Annotated in this window: 16 protein-coding genes; 8 read left to right on the top strand and 8 right to left on the bottom strand. The window is 68.9% G+C overall.

The window, feature by feature from the left end:
• Positions 1-29: 29 nt before the first annotated feature.
• Together QTH86_RS13855 and QTH86_RS13850 are read right to left on the bottom strand one after the other, a co-directional pair.
• Complete coding sequence (locus QTH86_RS13855) at positions 30-1358, bottom strand: ABC transporter substrate-binding protein (protein WP_286646811.1); 1329 nt, start codon at positions 1356-1358, stop codon at positions 30-32.
• Between the two features lie 40 nt (positions 1359-1398).
• Complete coding sequence (locus tag QTH86_RS13850) at positions 1399-2472, bottom strand: ABC transporter ATP-binding protein (RefSeq protein ID WP_286646810.1); 1074 nt, start codon at positions 2470-2472, stop codon at positions 1399-1401.
• Between the two features lie 223 nt (positions 2473-2695).
• On the opposite strand from QTH86_RS13850, the gene QTH86_RS13845 reads away from it, so the two are divergent.
• The 3 genes from QTH86_RS13845 to QTH86_RS13835 are packed head-to-tail and all read left to right on the top strand — an operon-like array spanning position 2696 to position 6269.
• Positions 2696-3427 carry a FadR/GntR family transcriptional regulator gene (locus QTH86_RS13845; protein WP_286646809.1) on the top strand — a complete coding sequence of 244 codons (732 nt, stop codon included), beginning with the start codon at positions 2696-2698 and terminating at the stop codon, positions 3425-3427.
• Positions 3424-4443: a D-erythronate dehydrogenase gene (gene denD, locus QTH86_RS13840; RefSeq protein WP_286646808.1), complete on the top strand. Its 1020-nt coding sequence runs from the start codon at positions 3424-3426 to the stop codon at positions 4441-4443. Before QTH86_RS13845 ends, denD begins: the two co-directional genes overlap by 4 nt.
• Positions 4440-6269, top strand: coding sequence for an IlvD/Edd family dehydratase (locus QTH86_RS13835; RefSeq protein WP_286646807.1), 1830 nt, complete (start codon positions 4440-4442; stop codon positions 6267-6269). Before denD ends, QTH86_RS13835 begins: the two co-directional genes overlap by 4 nt.
• An 18-nt stretch (positions 6270-6287) precedes the next feature.
• Here QTH86_RS13835 and QTH86_RS13830 read toward each other — a convergent pair whose 3' ends face one another.
• Together QTH86_RS13830 and QTH86_RS13825 are read right to left on the bottom strand one after the other, a co-directional pair.
• Positions 6288-8654, bottom strand: coding sequence for a phosphocholine-specific phospholipase C (locus tag QTH86_RS13830; protein WP_286646806.1), 2367 nt, complete (start codon positions 8652-8654; stop codon positions 6288-6290).
• Between the two features lie 19 nt (positions 8655-8673).
• The gene (locus tag QTH86_RS13825; RefSeq protein WP_286646805.1) at positions 8674-8874 is read right to left on the bottom strand and encodes a hypothetical protein; all 201 of its coding nucleotides are present in this window, start codon (positions 8872-8874) and stop codon (positions 8674-8676) included.
• A 247-nt stretch (positions 8875-9121) separates the two neighbouring features.
• On the opposite strand from QTH86_RS13825, the gene QTH86_RS13820 reads away from it, so the two are divergent.
• Both QTH86_RS13820 and QTH86_RS13815 read left to right on the top strand, forming a co-directional pair.
• Positions 9122-10276, top strand: coding sequence for a serine hydrolase (locus tag QTH86_RS13820; protein ID WP_286646804.1), 1155 nt, complete (start codon positions 9122-9124; stop codon positions 10274-10276).
• Positions 10212-11276 carry a serine hydrolase gene (locus tag QTH86_RS13815; RefSeq protein ID WP_286646803.1) on the top strand — a complete coding sequence of 355 codons (1065 nt, stop codon included), beginning with the start codon at positions 10212-10214 and terminating at the stop codon, positions 11274-11276. Before QTH86_RS13820 ends, QTH86_RS13815 begins: the two co-directional genes overlap by 65 nt.
• 15 nt (positions 11277-11291) lie before the next feature.
• Here the strand turns inward: QTH86_RS13815 and QTH86_RS13810 are convergent, their stop codons facing one another.
• The 4 genes from QTH86_RS13810 to QTH86_RS13795 all read right to left on the bottom strand — a co-directional run bounded on the left by QTH86_RS13810 (position 11292) and on the right by QTH86_RS13795 (position 15486).
• Entirely contained in the window at positions 11292-12101 is an 810-nt protein-coding gene (locus QTH86_RS13810; RefSeq protein WP_286646802.1) for a CHASE2 domain-containing protein, read from the bottom strand.
• Positions 12102-12261: 160 nt separating this feature from the next.
• Positions 12262-13032, bottom strand: coding sequence for an SDR family oxidoreductase (locus tag QTH86_RS13805; RefSeq protein ID WP_286646801.1), 771 nt, complete (start codon positions 13030-13032; stop codon positions 12262-12264).
• An 82-nt stretch (positions 13033-13114) separates the two neighbouring features.
• On the bottom strand, positions 13115-14425 hold the full coding sequence (locus tag QTH86_RS13800; RefSeq protein ID WP_286646800.1) for a leucine-rich repeat-containing protein kinase family protein: 1311 nt from the start codon (positions 14423-14425) through the stop codon (positions 13115-13117).
• Positions 14422-15486: an MBL fold metallo-hydrolase gene (locus tag QTH86_RS13795; RefSeq protein WP_286646799.1), complete on the bottom strand. Its 1065-nt coding sequence runs from the start codon at positions 15484-15486 to the stop codon at positions 14422-14424. The genes QTH86_RS13800 and QTH86_RS13795 overlap by 4 nt, the downstream gene beginning before the upstream one ends.
• 138 nt (positions 15487-15624) lie before the next feature.
• Here QTH86_RS13795 and QTH86_RS13790 point away from each other — a divergent pair, with 138 nt between their 5' ends.
• The 3 genes from QTH86_RS13790 to QTH86_RS13780 all read left to right on the top strand — a co-directional run.
• On the top strand, positions 15625-16062 hold the full coding sequence (locus tag QTH86_RS13790) for a MerR family transcriptional regulator (RefSeq protein ID WP_286646798.1): 438 nt from the start codon (positions 15625-15627) through the stop codon (positions 16060-16062).
• Positions 16063-16089: 27 nt separating this feature from the next.
• A complete protein-coding gene (gene can / locus QTH86_RS13785) occupies positions 16090-16854 on the top strand; it encodes a carbonate dehydratase (RefSeq protein ID WP_286646797.1) in 765 nt (254 codons plus the stop codon).
• A gap of 32 nt (positions 16855-16886) precedes the next feature.
• Positions 16887-17045 (top strand): thiolase family protein (locus QTH86_RS13780; protein WP_506555349.1); only part of this gene is annotated, 159 nt, incomplete at its 3' end.

The raw sequence follows: 17045 nt of genomic DNA, 5'->3' as shown, positions 1-17045 counted from the left end.
GGCACCATGGCGCCGGGCGGGCGGGGCGGTCAGAGCTTGTAGTAACGCTCGGCGCGCTTCTGCGCGCGCTCGGCCGCTTCCTTGGGCGTCTTCGAGCCGCTCGCGGCCTCGGCCACCATGTTCGGGATGATGAAGTCCGCCGCGGCACCGGCCGAGGCGTAGCCCAGCTTGCCGTCGTAGCCGCCCGGGCGCAGGTTCTTCACCGAGTCGCGGTAGGGCAGGTTCTTCGGGTCCGAGCTCCAGATCGCGCTGTTCTCGTAGAAGCGCAGGGGTTGCGCCACGTAGCCGCCGCCACCTTGCAGCCACGGGTCGAACTGTTCCTTCTCCATCATGAAGCGCAGGAACTCCTTCGAGGCCTGCGGAAACTTCGTGTACTTCATGATCATCTGGTTGAAGAACAGGTGCGACTCGGTCGGCACGCCCACCGGCCCGATCGGGAACACGGCGTGGTTGATGTCCGCAGCCATCTCCTTGACCTTCGGGTCCGGCGAGTTCTTGGCGGCGTAGTAGATCGAGATGCCGTTGTTGGTGACGCTGATCTGCCCGTCGAGGAAGGCCTTGTTGTTGTTCGGGTCCAGCCACGACAGCGTGCCGGGGATGAAGTTGGCGTAGAGCTCCTTGCCGTACTCCAGCGCCTTGAGGGTCTCGGGGCTGTCGATCACGACCTTGTTGGTCTTGTCGACCAGCTTGCCGCCGTGCGACCAGATCAGCCAGTTGCACCAGGTGCTGTCGCCGGTCGCGTTGCCCAGCGCCATGCCGCCCGGCGTGCCCTTTTCCTTGAGCGCCTTGTAGAGCTTGAGGAAGTCGTCGGTGGTCTTCGGGAAGGTCGCGAAGCCGGCCGCCTTCACCATGCTCTCGCGGTAGACGATGAGCGAGCCCGAAGCGCCCAGGGGCAGGCCCAGCCACTTCTTGCCGTCGGGCCGCATGAAGGTCTCGCCGGCCGGGTACCAGCCGCCGTACTTCTTGCCGAGGTACTCGGCCAGGTCGGTCACGTCGAGCAGCTTGTCGGGGTAGAGATTGGCGTCGTCGTTGGTCGACAGGATGATGTCTGGGCCCGCGCCGGTGTTGGCCGCCACGGCCGCCTTCGGGCGCACGTCTTCCCAGCCTTCGTTGTCCACGCGCACCTCGACGCCGGTGGCCTCGGTGAACTTCTTGACGTTGGCCATGTAGGCATCGATGTCGCCCTGCACGAAGCGGCTCCAGCGCAGCACGCGCAGCTTGGCGCCCTTCTCGGGCTTGAACGTCAGGTTCTGCGCATGCGCGAAGGGCGCGAAGAGGGCGGCGCCGGCGCCGACCGAAGCGGCGGCAGCGACGCCGGCCGTGCCTTCGAGAAACTTGCGGCGATTGAAATCACTCATTCGATGTCTCCTGTCTTGTTGAACGAACCGGGAAGCGAATTCAGGCGGCGAGCCGTTGGCCCGAGGCCGCGTCGAAGAGGTGGGCGCGCTGCAGGTCGGGCTGCAGGTGGATCGTGCTGCCGGGCGCGAAGTCGTGGCGCTCGCGGAACACGGCCGACAGCTCGGTGCCTTCGTGCCGGCATGCGACGAAGGTGTCCATGCCGGTGGGCTCCATCACCGCCACGCGCGCCGGGATGCCGCCGCTCGACGCCAGGGCCAGGTGCTCGGGCCGCGTGCCGTAGACGACCGGCTGCCCGTCGGTGCCGCCCGCATGCAGCGGCGCGTCGAGCTGCGTGCCGTCCTTGAGTTCGACGCGCGCCGCGCCCCCGCTGCGGCGCAGCGTGCCCGGCAGGAAGTTCATCGCCGGCGACCCGATGAAACCGGCGACGAACTGGTTGGCCGGATGGTCGTAGAGATCGAGCGGGCTGCCGGTCTGCTCGATCCGGCCGTCGCGCATCACCACGATCTTGTCGCCCATGGTCATCGCCTCGATCTGGTCGTGCGTGACGTAGATCGACGTCGTCTTGAGCCGCTGGTGCAGTTCCTTGATCTCGCTGCGCATCGCCACGCGCAGCTTGGCGTCGAGGTTCGACAGCGGCTCGTCGAAGAGAAAGACCTGCGGGTCGCGCACGATGGCGCGGCCCATCGCCACGCGCTGGCGCTGGCCGCCGGAGAGCTGGCGCGGGTAGCGGTCGAGCAGCGGCGTGAGCGCGAGGATCTCGGCCGCGCGCTGCACCTTGCTCGCGATGGTCGCCTTGTCGGCCTTGGCCAGCGTCAGCGAGAAGGCCATGTTGTCGCGCACCGTCATGTGCGGGTAGAGCGCGTAGTTCTGGAACACCATCGCGATGTCGCGCTCCTTCGGCGGCAGGTCGTTCACCCGCTTCTCGCCGATGCGGATCTCGCCGCCGTGGATTTCCTCCAGCCCCGCGATCATCCGCAGCAGCGTCGACTTGCCGCAGCCCGAGGGGCCGACCAGCACCGTGAACGAACCGTCGGGGATGTCGATGTCGACGCCGTGGAGGATGGGGACGTCGCCGAAGCTCTTCTTGACCGCTTGAATCGTGACACTGGCCATGCAATGCAATCCTGTGGGTTCGCGAGGGAAGGCGACGTGGAGACCTCCGCGCCGCAGCAGCCCGCGCAGTATCTGCCGCTTGTCTGCAACCGGTATCAGGGCAAACCGGTAGGAGAAAACCCCCGGTGATTTGTATGATCACCCGATAACCGTGCGCCAAAACTCCGCTGCCGTGCAGGCAAACCGCTCTCCTGTCCGCCCCTCTGCCGAACCGCTCCGCCTCATGGCGGATCGCCTGTCCGATCGTCTCGCGCAGCGCCTGGGCGACCAGATCGCATCCGGCGCGCTGCGGCCCGGCGACCGCCTTCCCACCGAACAGCAGCTCGCCGTGGCGCATGGCGTGTCGCGCACGGTGGTGCGTGAAGCGGTGCACCAGCTGCGTTCGCGTGCGCTGCTGGTGTCGCGCCAGGGCTCGGGCGTGTTCGTGGCGCAGACGCCCACCAACCAGCCGCTGGCCTTCGACCCGACGGTGCTCGATTCGGTGCAGGCCGTCGTGCACGTGGTCGAGGTGCGCCGCGTACTCGAAGGCGAGATCGCCGCGCTCGCGGCCGAGCGCGCCACGCGGGCGCAGATCGCCTCGCTCCGGCGTGCCCTCAAGGCCATCGACGTCGCGGTCGCGGCCGGGCACGACGGCGTGGCCGAAGACCTCGCCTTCCACCGTGTCATCGGCGAGTCGAGCGGCAACCCGCAGTTCCGGCTGCTGCTCGGCTTTCTCGAGCAGTACCTGCGCGAAGGCATGCGCATCACGCGCGGCAACGAGGCGCGGCGCCTGGACTTCATGGAGGCGGTGCAGCACGAGCACCGCGCCATCGTCGAAGCCATCGCCGCGCGCGACCCGGACGAAGCGCGCCGCTGCGCCACCAGCCACATCCTGCATGGCGAACAGCGGCTGGTCGAAGGCGGCGTCATCTCGGGACGCCGCAAACGAAAAACCCCCAAGGAGACTGACTCATGAAACTACTCATCACCGGCGGCGGCGGCTTTCTCGGCGCACGCCTGGCGCGCACCCTGCTGGCCCGCGGCACCCTCGACGGCCAGCGCATCGAGCGCATGGTGCTGACCGACATCGCGCCGCCCCCTGCCGACCTGGTGGCCGACCCGCGCGTCGAGGCGCGCACCGGCCCGCTGCTCGCGCAGACCGACGCCTTGAAGACCGAAGCCTTCGACGGCGTGTTCCACCTCGCGTCGGCCGTGTCGGGCGAGTGCGAGGCCGACTTCGACCTCGGCCTGCGCTCCAACCTCGACAGCACGCGCGCCCTGCTCGACGCGCTGCGCGCCAACGTCAATGCCGGGGGCAAGGTCACGCGCTTCGTCTTCTCGAGCTCGGTCGCGGTGTTCGGCCCCGACCCGGCCGTGCCCTTCCCGAAGCTGGTGGCCGACGACACGCTGCCGACGCCGCAGACCTCGTACGGCACGCAGAAGCTGATCTGCGAACACCTCATCGCCGACTACACCCGCAAGGGCTACTTCGATGGCCGCGCGGCGCGGCTCATGACGGTCACGGTGCGCCCGGGCAAGCCCAACGGCGCGGCCTCGTCCTTCTTCAGCGGCATCATTCGCGAGCCGCTGGCCGGCGTGGAATCGATCTGCCCGGTGTCGCCCGACGTGTCGCACCCGATGGCCTCGCCCACCCGTACCGTCGAAGGGCTCATCGCCGTCTACGAAGCCACGCGCGAGGCCTTCGTCGGCCGCTCCGCGCTCAACCTGCCGGGCCTGAACGTGCGCGTGGCCGACATGCTCGATGCGCTGGAAGAGGTCGCCGGCCCCAAGGTGCGCGCCCTGGTGCGCTTCGAGCGCGATGAGCGCATCGCCGGCATCGTGGCCAACTGGCCCAGCGGTGCGACCGCGGTGCGTGCCGGCCGACTCGGCCTGCACCCGCACGACAATTTCGCCGACATCATCCGGCTCTACATCGACGACTGCAAGGCGCAGCCGAACGCCGATCAAACCCTGAAGGGACTGTCCCTGTGAAAAAGAAACCCCCCACGCCCCGCAGCCAACCCAAGAAGCCCGCGGGCGCCCTGAAACTGCGCTCGCAGGCCTGGTTCGACAACCCGGCCAACACCGACATGACAGCGCTCTACCTCGAGCGCACGATGAACTACGGCCTCGGCTTCGACGAGCTGCAGTCGGGCCGCCCGATCATCGGCATCGCGCAGACCGGCTCGGACATCGCGCCGTGCAACCGCCACCACATCGTGCTGGCCGAGCGCGTGAAGGAAGGCATCCGCGATGCGGGCGGCATCGCCTTCGAGTTCCCGATCCATCCGATCCAGGAAACCTGCAAGCGCCCGACGGCCGCGCTCGACCGCAACCTGCAATACCTCTCGCTGGTCGAGATCCTCTACGGCTACCCGATCGACGGCGTGGTGCTCACCACCGGCTGCGACAAGACCACGCCGGCGCAGCTGATGGCCGCCGCCACGGTCGACATCCCGGCCATCGCGCTGAACTCCGGCCCCATGCTCAACGGCTGGTACAAGGGCGAGCGCACCGGCTCGGGCACCATCGTGTGGAAGGCGCGCGAGCTGCTCGCCGCTGGCGAGATCGACGACAAGGGCTTCCTGAAGCTGGTGGCCTCGTCGGCCCCGTCGACCGGCCACTGCAACACCATGGGCACGGCGTCGACGATGAACTCGCTGACCGAAGCCCTGGGCATGACGCTGCCCGGCAGCGCCGCGATTCCCGCGCCCTACCGCGATCGGCAGGAGATGGCGTACATGACCGGCAAGCGCATCGTCGAGATGGTGCGCGAGAACTTGAAGCCCTCGGACATCCTCACGCGCGCCGCCTTCGAGAACGCGATCATCGTGAACTCTGCCATCGGCGGATCGACCAACGCGCCGATCCACCTGAACGCCATCGCGCGCCATATCGGCGTGGAGCTGCACACCGCCGATTGGGAAAAGTACGGCTACAAGATCCCGCTGCTGGTGAACCTGCAGCCGGCCGGCGAATACCTCGGCGAGGACTATTACCGCGCCGGCGGCGTGCCGGCGGTGGTGGCCGAGCTGATCGCCAAGGGGCTGATCCAGCCCGCGCTCACGGCCAACGGCAAGACCATCGTCGAGAACTGCGAAGGCCGCTTCACGGAAGACCGGAAGGTGATCTTCCCGTACGCCAAGCCGATGAAGAAGAACGCCGGCTTCCTGAACTTCAAGGGCAACCTGTTCGACTCGGCGATCATGAAGACGAGCGTGATCACGCCGGAGTTCCAGGAGCGCTACCTCAACGATGCGAAGGACCCGATGGCTTTCGAAGGCACCGCCGTGGTGTTCGACGGGCCGGAGGACTACCACGCGCGCATCGACGACCCGAAGATGAAGATCGATGCGCACAGCATCCTCTTCATGCGCGGCGTCGGCCCGGTCGGCTACCCCGGCGCGGCCGAGGTGGTGAACATGCGGGCGCCGAGCTACCTGCTGAAGAAGGGCATCACCGCGTTGCCGTGCATCGGCGACGGCCGGCAGTCGGGCACCTCGGGCTCGCCGTCGATCCTGAATGCCTCGCCCGAGGCCGCCACCGGTGGCGCGCTGGCGCTGCTGCGCACCGGCGACCGCGTGCGCATCGACTTGAAAAAGCACACGGCCAACATGCTGGTGTCCGATGAGGAACTGGCCAAGCGCCGCGCGAAGCTCGATGCCGCGGGCGGCTACCCGTACCCGCCGAGCCAGACGCCGTGGCAGGAGATCCAGCGCGCCGTGGTTGACGAACTGTCCGAAGGCATGGTGCTGAAGCCGGCGGTGAAGTACCAGAAGATCCACGCGACCTTCGGGGTGCCGCGCGACAACCACTGAGGCTGCCGCGCCAGGTGCCTAGAAGCGGTCGACCAGCCCCATGGCCGGATCGCTGACCGAAGGGCGGCCGGTCTCGACCCGGCCGGCGAAGCGGCGATAGAAGGCCGCGTCGGCATCGCAGGTCACGACGAAGTCGTACCAGTTGCCGCTGCCGTCGAGGCTCCAGCTCATCTCCGCATCGGCGCCGCCCTTGAGGGCCAGGTTCCACGACCGGTCGCGGCCGTGGCCCGGGCCGCCGTGGTGGCCGCGCTCGTCCTTCCCGTCGTCGTCCCGCTCGTGGTCATGGCCGCGGCCGCGGCGGACGGCCGGCGGCGCGTAGGCCGCGTTCGACTGCACCGTGAAGCGGCAATCGCGGCGGCCCTCGTTGCGCAGCTGCAGGTAGAGGTCGCCGCGGCGCGCGTCGTAGCCGACACGGATCTCGGGCGAAGGCGCACCGCCTGCGCGCAGTCGGTTCAGGTCGCCCTTGAACTCGCGGTGGAAGCCGTTCGGGCCGAGCACCCACAGGTCGTAGAGGCCGGCGTCGTCCGTCATCGCCGCCCAGTGGTCGCTCAGCTGCTTGCCCGGCTCGACCATGAAACGGCGCGGCAGGCGGTCGGACAGATGCCGCTTGTCGTACACGTGGAAGACCGCCGCCGCCCGCCCGCTGTTGGCGAACAGCAGCTGCACGCGGCCGTTCTGCATGTCGGCGCGCGCGCTGGTGTGCAGTTCGTAGGGCAGCGCCCGCGACGGGCGCACGCCGGTCGCCTGGGCCGGCAGCGCGAGATCGGGCTGCGGCGTCAGCTTGGGCAGGGCCTGCTGGGCGGCGGTGAGTGCGTCGGCCTCGGCCTTGGTGGTGCGGCCGGCGAGCGTCGGCAGCGGCTCGTCGTTGGGGCGTTCGAAGTTGAAGGCGCTGGTGAGGTCGCCGCAGACGGCGCGGCGGTACGCGCTGATCTGCGGCTCCTGCACACCGAAGCATTTCTCCAGGAAGAGCAGGGTGGAGGTGTGGTCGCAGACCTGCGAGTTGACCCACCCGCCGCGGCTCCAGGGTGAAACGATCCACATCGGCACCCGCGGGCCGGGGCCGTAGGGCCGGCCGTCGGCGGCCGGCTGGCTGGTGGTGGCGGGTGCGTAGTCGTGGTACTCGACGGCGACGTCCGCCGCCGCCATGGTGGTGGCGCCCGCCAGCGTGCCGTCGGGGTTGCGCGAGGGCGCCGAGGGCGTGGGCAGGTGGTCGAAGAAGCCGTCGTTCTCGTCGAAGTTGATGAGCAGCACCGTCTTGCTCCAGACCTCGGGGTTCGAGGTCAGCGCGTCCAGCACTTCCTGCACATACCAGCCGCCCTTGGCCGGGCTCGAGGGGCCAGGGTGCTCGCTGTAGGCCGACGGGGAAATGATCCACGACACCGCCGGCAGCGTGCCGTTGCGGATGTCTTCGCGGAAGGTCTCCAGGAAACCATAGGGCATCGTGTTGCCGAAGCCCTTGGCCAGCGGGCTCAGCGCGTCGTCCACGCTCGCGTCGTAGAACGGGCCGGCCGCGGTCACCGGCTGGGTGATGTCGGTCGCGGGCACGTAGACCGGGCGGCGCGACGCGGGCATCTGCTCGACGGCTGCGCGCCAGTGGCGGAAGCTCATCATCTCGTTGCAACCGAAGTTGTCGACCAGGCTCTGGTAGACCTTCCACTTCACGCCGGCCTTCTCCAGCCGGTCGGCATAGGTGGTCCAGGTCCAGCCCTGGGTCGACGGGCCGATGTCGTTGCCGCCGTTGAACTGGTTGTTCAGGGCGGCGACCTGCACCTTGCTGCCGTCGATGGGGCTCACGCCGTTCGGGCCGTTGGTGCCGCTCCAATAGAAGAGCCGATTGGCGATGGTGCCGGTGTGCATGCCGCAGTGGTAGTGGTCGCACAGGGTGAAGGCATCGGCCAGCGCGCGCTGGAACGGCACTTCGGCCGTGTCGTAGTAGCCCATCGACAGCAGGTTCTTCGCGTCGGGCCACTTGAACATGCGGCCGTGGTCCCACGCGGCCTGCGAGTCGATCCAGGTGTGGGGCGTGCTGCCGGCGCGCTGCGCGTTGCCCTGGCTTTCGTCCAGGTGGTAGGGCACGTAGGTGCTCGGCGGTGTCGTCTTGGTGTAGGTCTGATGGAAGACGGTCTTGCCGTTCGGCGCGGGCACGGCGAAGCGGTCGCCGTAGCCGCGCACACCCTTGAAGGTGCCGAAGTAGCTGTCGAAGGATCGGTTCTCCTGCATCAGCAGCACGACATGCTTGACGTCCTTGATGGTGCCGGTGTCGTGGTGCGCGGGGATGGCCAGTGCACGCCGGATGCTCGGGGGAAAGGCGGCCAGCGTTGCCGCGGCGATGCCGGTGGTGGCCGTGCCCTTGATGAAGTTGCGGCGCGAATTCGTCGTGGTCATGGGGTGCTTCTCTCCGGCTTCAAGGGGCGTAGCGCACGTCGGCTGGCGCGGCTGCGGCGGTCGAGTCCGTCGCCGGCGCTTCGGGCTTGGCGGTGGCGTCGGTCTTCTGGGCGGCGGCGCTGGCGCCGGTGCCGGCGGCATCGCCACCGCCGCAGCCGGCCAGCGCGCCGGCAACGATCAGTGCGCCAGCGGCGCAGAGGGAGGACAGGGGGATTGGCATGTGAAAGCTCGCTTTCTGTGTAGGGGGCGGGGCGTGGGGGCCCTCGTGGCGACCGCCCGGCGGGCCGGCTCGAAAGGTTCCGCCGGCGCCATCGGACGGGTCCAAGCCTAGGCGGCGGCCATGTCGTTGGCGTGACTTTTGTCACGATTTTTGTTGTCCATCGACCCCGGAGAACCCGGCGTCGGCCTGCACACGGTGTAGGCGCTGTCGGGGACCGCGTTGCTGCATTCGGCTGCAAGCTGGGGTCGTGACTTTCAGACTTCAGCGCCTCGTCCCCCACTGCCGGCTGACCGCCGCCTTGCTCTTGCTCGCCCTCCACGGCGTCGGTGCAGCGCAGACCTCGGCGCCTTCGCCATGGGCGACGCGCCTGTCCGGCGCGCTCTCGCAGATCGATGCAGACCACGCCGCCCGCATCGGCGTCTACGTGCGTGACCTCGACACCGGCGAGACGGTGTCGCACCGCGCCACGCAGCGCTGGTACCTCGCCTCGATGGTCAAGGTGCCGGTGGCCATCGCGGTGTTGCGCGGCGTGGAGCGCGGCGATTTCACGCTCGACACGCCGGTGACGCTGCGCGCATCGGACTACGTCGACGGCGCGGGCAGCACCAACCGCAAGCCGGTCGGCGCCGCGGTGCGCATCCGCGCGCTGCTCGAGCAGATGATCATCCACAGCGACAACACGGCCAGCGACATGCTGATCGACCTGGTGGGCATCGCGGAGGTCAATGCGGTGGTCGAGTCGCTGGTGCCCGGCCGGTTCGGGCACATCACCCGCCTGTCCGATGTGCGCCGTGCGATCTACGGGCAGCTCACACCGAGGGCGGAGCGGCTCGAAGGGCGCGACCTGCTCGCGCTGCGCCGTCAGCCAAGCGATGCCGAGCGGCTCAAGCTGCTGTCGCACCTGACGGGCACACCCATCGCCGAGTTCCGCCAGCCCAACCTCGACGCGGCCTACGCCGCCTACTACGCGAGCGGTCTCAACGCCGCGCCGCTCGAGGCGTATGGCGAGCTGCTTGAATCGCTGGTCGACGGCAAGGCGCTGCGGCCCACGTACACCGGCTACCTGCTCGCGATGATGGAGCGCGTCGTCACCGGCAAGCGCCGCATCCAGCTCGGGCTGCCGAAAGACGTGCGCTTCGCGCAGAAGACCGGTACGCAGCGCGGCCGCATCTGCGACGGCGGGCTCATCCGAACGCCACCGACCGCGTCCGGTGCGCGCCGCCTCCTGGTCGTCGCCTGTACGCGCGACGAACCCTCGCTCGAACGTTCCGAAATGGCCCTGGCGCAGGTCGGGGCCGCCATCTGCAGGTCCGGCCTGCTCCATGAAGGGGTCACCCATGCGTCGTCCTGCCCTGTGCTTCCGGGCGTTGATCGCCTGCCTGCCGTTCCTGCTGAGCGTTGACGCGGCGCGTGCCGCCGACTGGTCCGACGCGCTGCAGCGGGCGGTCGAAGGCATCGACCGCGAGTCGCCGGGCCGGCTCGGCCTGTACATCAAGCGGCTGAACGGCGGTGAGGCCTTCTCCTATGGTGCGGACCGCTTCTGGTACCTCGGCTCGACGGCGAAGGTGCCGATCGCCATCGCCACGCTGCAGGCGGTCGATGCCGGCCGGCTGAAGCTGTCGGACACGCGCAAGCTGGAGCCCACCGACCGCATCGAGGCCGGGCAACTGGTGTGGCGGCCGGTCGGCACGCCGATGACGATCGACTTCCTGCTCAACCGCATGCTCGTCGACAGCGACAACACGGCGGCCACGATGCTGGTGCGCATCGTCGGCGAGGATCGGGTGAACGAGAGCGCGCGCGCCGCCATGGGCGCCGATCGCGTCAAGCGCCTCACGTCACTTGCGCAGGTGCGCTACGACGTGTACGCCGAGATCCATCCCGACGCACGCAAGCTGACGAACGACCAGCTGGTGCGCGTGGCCTCGGCGCCGCTCGGCCCGCAGCGGGTGGAGGCGGTGCGGCGTGCGCTCGGCGTGCCGGCGTCGGCGCTCCAGGCCCGGACGATCGACGAGGCCTACGCGCGCTACTACAAGCAGGGCGCGAACTCGGCCACGCTGGTGGCCTACGGCGGCATGCTCGAGAAACTGGTGCGCGGCGATCTGCTGTCGCCGCAGAGCACGCAGCGCATCTTCAAGGACATGAAGATCGACATCTTCACCAACTACCGCTTGCAGGCCGGCCTGCCGCGCAGCGTGCGCTTCATCCACAAGACCGGCACGCAGTACCGCACCGCCTGCCACTCCGGCGTGATGAACCCCGAGAACGGCGGCCGCGACGCGATCGTGGTCGTGGCCTGCGCGGCCGATCTCGACGAACAGAAGGAGGCCGGCAAGGTGTTCGAGCGCGTCGGCCGCGCCATCACCGACAACGTGCTGCAGGCGAAGGCTCAACGCCCGTAGGCGGCTCTGAGCCCATCAGGGAAGACTCTGATAAAAGTCGCGTAGAAGCAGCACGAACAGCCGATGCGCGCCGACGGCGCCATAGTCGCTGTCAAGCCGGTCGATGTTCGGCCCATCGTAGGCAAGGATCACCACTTTCCCCTTGAGCGACGACGCGGCGATCGATCCGTCGAGCAGATCGTGCAGCGTCAGGGTCTCCAGGGGGCGGTGGTCCACGATGGGAACCGAAAGCCTGAAGAGTTCGTCGGTCGGCAAAGTGTTGCCCATGAAGGCCAACGTCCCTGCGGCCGATGGGATTGCTCTTTCGCCGGTCGCCAACTCGACGGCGCACAGAAGCAGGGACTTCACGGACGCGCCCCGATAGGACTCGATCACCGGTACGGTGGAAGACAAGAAATCCACAAAGCAGATGTCATGGGCGGGCGCCGAGAAGAGTGGAATTGGAATCCATCCACCCGTGCCGTTGATGGCCGTTGCTCGAGTGTCGCCGGGCAGCAAGAAGCGCGACGGGAGATCGTTGGAGGCCGCTTCGGTGTCGTCGATGCGGGCCTGCAACAGCACCGGCAGCAGTGTCAGCGCATGCGCCAGTGCCCGATCTCCCTCGAGCTGCCGTGGGCGGTCCAGGAAAAATTTGAGGATCACACCGCGCGCACCCGCTTTTGCGGCCGATTCGATCGCATCGGCCAGCACGGCCCTGCTCAGCGGGAGTCTGTCCAACTTCGCTTCTGTCGTCGCATCGGCGAAGACGACGGCAAAATCGGCAGAGAAGTCGCGTCCGGTTGCGTTTGCCTGGAGTGCGAGTGCCGCAACCAGCAAACTGATCAAGGCTCGGCAGGTGACCAAATAGGGACCTCACGGAAGGGCTGATCCTGGCTTAGCCAGAGGCGGGCATCAGAACTTGGCGCAGGACGCCCGCCCATTCAAGGAAAGGGCGTCACAGCCGCGTGATTGTGGCGCCGTCGGAAGCCGCAAGCCGCAAGCCGCATCAGCGCCCGTAGGCAGCCCCGCCGTCGACCACCAGCGTCGAGCCCATCACGTAGTCGCCGGCGCGCGAGGCCAGGAAGATCGCCGCGCCTGCCATGTCCTCCGGCGTGCCGATGCGTCCGGCCGGGATGCGGTTCTTGACCTCGTCCCCGTGGTCGCGCGCTTCCTTGTTCATGTCCGACGCGAAGGCGCCTGGCGCGATGGCGCTCACCGCGATGCGGTCCGGCGCGAGCCGCAGCGCCATGCGGCGCGTGAGGTGGATGAGACCGGCCTTGCTGGCCGCGTACGAGTAGGTTTCCCACGGGTTCACCGACAGGCCGTCGATCGACGCGATGTGGATGACCTTGGCGAGGTGGTCGGTGGCTGCCTTGCGCAGCATCGGGGTCAGCGCCTGCGTGAGGAAGAAGGGCGCCTTCATGTTCAGGTCGACGACCTTGTCCCAGCCGCTCTCGGGAAACTCGTCGTAGGGCGCGCCCCAGGCGGCGCCGGCGTTGTTGACCAGGATGTCGAGCGTGTCTTCGTGCTGGGCATAGGCCGCGACCAGCGCGTGCGCGCCTTCGACGGTCGACACGTCGGCGGGCAGCGAGATGCAGGGGCCGAAGGCCGAGAGTTCCTTCGCGGTCTGGTCGCAGGCGGCCGCCTTGCGCGCCGAGATGTAGACCTTGGCGCCCTGCGCCAGAAAGCCCTCGGCGATCATGCGGCCGATGCCGCGCGAGCCGCCGGTGATGAGCGCCGTGCGGCCCTCGAGCGAGAAGAGGTGGGTGGTGTCCATGGTATGTCTCCGGGTGGATGCGTGCCGCGGCAGCTTAGTGGCCGCTGCCGCTGACCGCCGTCACCAAGGCGCCAGGCGCCGTTCAGCGCACGGCGTCGAGTTGCGTGCTGATCTCGGCGAAGCCGGGGCGCAGCGCGACCGTCGGCTGCACGCAGCGGGCTTGCAGCGCACCGAGTGCCGGGTCGGCGGCGCCACAGCGCGCGAGCAGTTCCTCGAGCAGGCAGCCGAAGGCGCGCACCTCGATGCGTTCGAGCGCGTCGGCCATCGGCGACGGGTGGAAGGACGCCGCGCCGAAATCGCCCAGCAGCGCGCCGCCGGCGCCGTCGTGCAGGATGTTGTGCGCGTACAGGTCGCCGTGCATCAGGCCCTGCGCATGCAGGTGCGCGGCGGCCGACGCGATGCCCGCGGCCAGCGAAAGCGCCGCGTCGGGCGTGAAGCGGGTGTCGGGCGCATAGACGTCGCGCGTGCACGAGTCCAGGCTCGGTGGCCCGGCCAGCACGCCGAAGGCCGGATCGATCAGCGGCATCACCAGCCCCTGCGCGCCCTCGGGGTGGCCGACGACGCGGCCTTGCGCGCCGATCAACCCGCGGTGCAGGCCCGCCGCGATGCCGGCTGCCATCTCGCTCGACGGCGAGCCATCGCTGGTCATGGCGCCCTTGAAGAGCTTGACCGCCACCGGCTGCCGCGTGCCATCGGGCAGCTGCCACGCGGCCTGCTGGATCACGCCCGACGCGCCTTCGCCCAGCACGGCGCCGGTGTCCAGGCGCGACCAGTCGATGTCCGGCAGCGCATGGCCGTCGAGTGCGTGCGCTTCCTGCGCTGCGGTCAGCGGGTTGCCGCCGTGCGCCAGCCAGGCCAGGCGCGGCAGCGTGCCCAGCCAGTCGGGCAGGGCGCCGAAGCGGTTGGCCGCGATGCGTAGCAGCTCGAGCGACGTGCTACCGGTCGCCATCGTGTCGGGCAACGCGCTCAGGCGGTTGCCTGCCAGCATGAGCTTCTGCAGGCGCGGGCGCTGGCCGAGCGCTGGCGGCAACGACTCGACCGCGTTGTCGGTGAGGATCAGCCAGCGCAGCCGCGCGGGCAGCGCATGGCCCGGCACGGTGTGGATGCGGTTGGCCTTGAAGCCGACCATCTCGAGCTGTGGGCAGCGGCCCAGCACGGCCGGCAGTTCGGTGAAGCGGTTGTCGGAGCAGAAGAGCACGCGCAGGCGGTGCAGCCGGGGCAGGTCGTCCGGCAGCGTGTCGAGCGCATTGCGCGACAGGTCGAGCACCTCGAGCGTGTCGGCCAGCGCCAGGATCTCGCGCGGGAACTCGGCGAGCCCGGCATCGCGCAGGTCGAGCCGTTGCGTGCCGGCGAGCGCGCCGCTGCGCAGGCGCGCCAGCGTCTCCTCGCTCATCGGGTGGCGAAGCGGTAGATGCCGTCGTCGCCGCGGGTGCGCCGCAGCTGGCCGGCATGCCACAGCAGGTGCAGGTGGGCGATGGTCTCGCCCATCGCGAAGGTCAGCTGGTGCAGGTCGAGCGCGCGCTTGAACATGATCGGTACGCCGTCGGCCGCCGACAGCGGCCGCTCGCGGCAACCGGCCAGCAGCTCGGCCAGGCGGTCGCGGTGGTGCTCTTCCAGTTGCTCGACGCGTCGGTGCACGCCGGTGAAGGGCTTGCCGTGCGAGGGCAGGGCCAGCACGTCGGCCGGCAGTTCGCGAAAGCGCGCGATGCTGTCGAGGAACAGGCGAAGCGAATCGGCCTCCGGCTCGTCGGCGTGCACGCTCACGTTGGTCGAGATCCGCGGCAGCATCATGTCGCCGCCCAGCAGCACGTTGGTCTCTTCGCAGTACAGCGCGATGTGCTCGGGCGCATGGCCGTAGCCGGCGATGCAGCGCCAGGCGCGCCCGCCGATGTGCACCGTCGTGCCTTCCATCAGGCGCACATACTGGCTCGGCAGCGCGGGCACCATGTCGCGGTAGTAGTGGGAGCGCTCGCGGATCTTGGCCACGGCCTCCGGGTCGACCAGCCCGTGCGACGCGTAGAAGCGTGCCGCCGAATCGCCGCCCGCGGCATTGTCCATGCCGCCGGCGCTGGTCATGTTGCGCGCCACGTAGTAGTCGGTGGCGCTCATCCACAGCGGTGCCTTCCAGTGCGCACACAGCCAGTGGGCCAGGCCGATGTGGTCGGGGTGCATGTGCGTCACGATCACCCGCAGGATGGGCAGGCCCTGCAGCTGCGTCTCGAAGACCCGCTCCCACTGCTCGCGCGCCTCGCCGCGGTCGATGCAGCAGTCGACCACGGTCCAGCCCTCGACGCCGTCGATGCGGTCGCGCAGCAGCCAGAGGTTGATGTGGTCGAGCGCGAAGGGCAGCGACATGCGGATCCAGCGCACGCCGGGCGCCACCTCGATCGTCTCGCCGGGCGCCGGCAACTGGTCGCCCAGCGGGTAATGGAGTTCGCGTTCGAGGAGGTTCATGTAGGATTGGAGGTTGACGTTAACGTCAACGTCACAGGAGGGGCCTTCATTGTAGGCAGCGCAGCGGAAGCCCGCTGTCGCGCCCGCAACGAGCCCCGAAGGCTGCACAAGAGACACCACCAGGAGCATTGCCTTTCCGTGCCCACGCCATCGACCTATTCCATCAGCGAACTCGCCCGGGAATTCGCGCTCACCACCCGGGCGATCCGCTTCTACGAGGACAAGGGCCTGCTGGCACCCGAGCGCTCTGGCGCGGGCGGCCTGCAGCGGGTGTACAGCGCGCGCGACCGCACGCGGCTGGCGCTCACCCTGCGCGCCAAGCGCCTGGGGCTGAGCCTGGACGAGGCAAAGGATATCCTCGACATCTACGACAGTCCGCGCGATACCGCGGCACAGTTGCAGAAGTTCCTCCATGTCCTGGGCGTCCACCGCGGGCAGCTCGAAGCGCAGATGGCCGAATTGCAGGCCAACCTCGCGGAGGTGCAGGCCCAGGAGAAGCAGGCGCGCACCGCCCTGGCGCGCGCCCTGAAGACCACGAAGGCGCCCCGCGCCCCGAAGAAGACCCGTGCGCACTGAGCGTACCTAACGAAGCCGAGAACGACCATGCCCAACGAATCCCTCGAAGACCTGTTTGCCCACAACCGCGCCTGGTCGGCCCAGATGGAGCGCGACCGCCCCGGCTTCTTCACCAGCCTGGTGAAGCAGCAGACGCCCAAGTACATGTGGATCGGTTGCTCCGACAGCCGCGTGCCGGCCAACCAGATCACCGGCCTGGAGCCGGGCGAGGTGTTCGTGCACCGCAACGTCGCGAACATCGTGGTCCATTCCGACCTGAACGCGCTGTCGGCCATCCAGTTCGCGGTCGAGCACCTGAAGGTCGAGCACATCATGGTGGTCGGCCACTACGGCTGCGCCGGTGTGAAGGCGGCGCTCAGCGGTGCACGCATCGGCCTGGCCGACAACTGGATCCGTCACATCCAGGACGTGCGCGACCGCCATATCGCCATGCTCGAGTCGCTGCCCGAGGAAGTGCGCGTTGATGCGCTGTGCGAACTCAACGTGGCCGAGCAGGTGGTCAACGTGGCCGTCAGCACGGTGATGGTCGACGCCTGGAGCCGCGGCCAGAAGGTGCGCATCCACGGCTGGAGTTTCGGCGTGCACGACGGCCTGCTGCAGGACCTGCAGATGTCGGTCGACGGCAGCAAGCCGCTCGATGCCATCTACAAGGCCGCGGTGCAGCGCATCCGCTACAAGTGGAGCAAGCCGGGCGAGGCATTGACCATCGTGCCGCGCTCGAAGGCCGAAGGTTCGCCGTCGCAGCCCGCATCGCTCGACGGGGCGACCCGCCCCGCATCGCCCGCCGTCTGATTCTTCGTCCCGCCATTCACAAGGAGACCCTCATGTCCGAATCCATCGTCATCGTCGGCGCCGCCCGCACCCCCATGGGGGCGTTCCAGGGCGACTTTTCTTCCCTCGCGGCCCATGACCTCGGCGGCGCCGCGATCAAGGCCGCCGTCGAGCGCGCCGGCATCGACCCGGCCGTGGTCGGCGAGGTGCTG

Origin of the sequence: Variovorax sp. J2L1-78, from assembly GCF_030317205.1 — a bacterium.
Taxonomy (GTDB): Bacteria; Pseudomonadota; Gammaproteobacteria; order Burkholderiales; family Burkholderiaceae_C; genus Variovorax; species Variovorax arabinosiphilus.
Note: the sequence above shows the minus strand (reverse complement) of the source record. Positions and strands in the feature narration are given on the sequence as shown.

Excerpts from the sequence above, each read along its gene's own strand:
- QTH86_RS13855 (WP_286646811.1), bottom strand. The coding sequence starts at position 1,358 with ATGAGTGATTTCAATCGCCGCAAGTTTCTCGAAGGCACGGCCGGCGTC.
- QTH86_RS13850 (WP_286646810.1), bottom strand. The coding sequence starts at position 2,472 with ATGGCCAGTGTCACGATTCAAGCGGTCAAGAAGAGCTTCGGCGACGTC.
- QTH86_RS13845 (WP_286646809.1), top strand. The coding sequence starts at position 2,696 with ATGGCGGATCGCCTGTCCGATCGTCTCGCGCAGCGCCTGGGCGACCAG.
- denD (WP_286646808.1), top strand. The coding sequence starts at position 3,424 with ATGAAACTACTCATCACCGGCGGCGGCGGCTTTCTCGGCGCACGCCTG.
- QTH86_RS13830 (WP_286646806.1), bottom strand. The coding sequence starts at position 8,654 with ATGACCACGACGAATTCGCGCCGCAACTTCATCAAGGGCACGGCCACC.
- QTH86_RS13825 (WP_286646805.1), bottom strand. The coding sequence starts at position 8,874 with ATGCCAATCCCCCTGTCCTCCCTCTGCGCCGCTGGCGCACTGATCGTT.
- QTH86_RS13815 (WP_286646803.1), top strand. The coding sequence starts at position 10,212 with ATGCGTCGTCCTGCCCTGTGCTTCCGGGCGTTGATCGCCTGCCTGCCG.
- QTH86_RS13805 (WP_286646801.1), bottom strand. The coding sequence starts at position 13,032 with ATGGACACCACCCACCTCTTCTCGCTCGAGGGCCGCACGGCGCTCATC.
- QTH86_RS13800 (WP_286646800.1), bottom strand. The coding sequence starts at position 14,425 with ATGAGCGAGGAGACGCTGGCGCGCCTGCGCAGCGGCGCGCTCGCCGGC.
- QTH86_RS13795 (WP_286646799.1), bottom strand. The coding sequence starts at position 15,486 with ATGAACCTCCTCGAACGCGAACTCCATTACCCGCTGGGCGACCAGTTG.
- can (WP_286646797.1), top strand. The coding sequence starts at position 16,090 with ATGCCCAACGAATCCCTCGAAGACCTGTTTGCCCACAACCGCGCCTGG.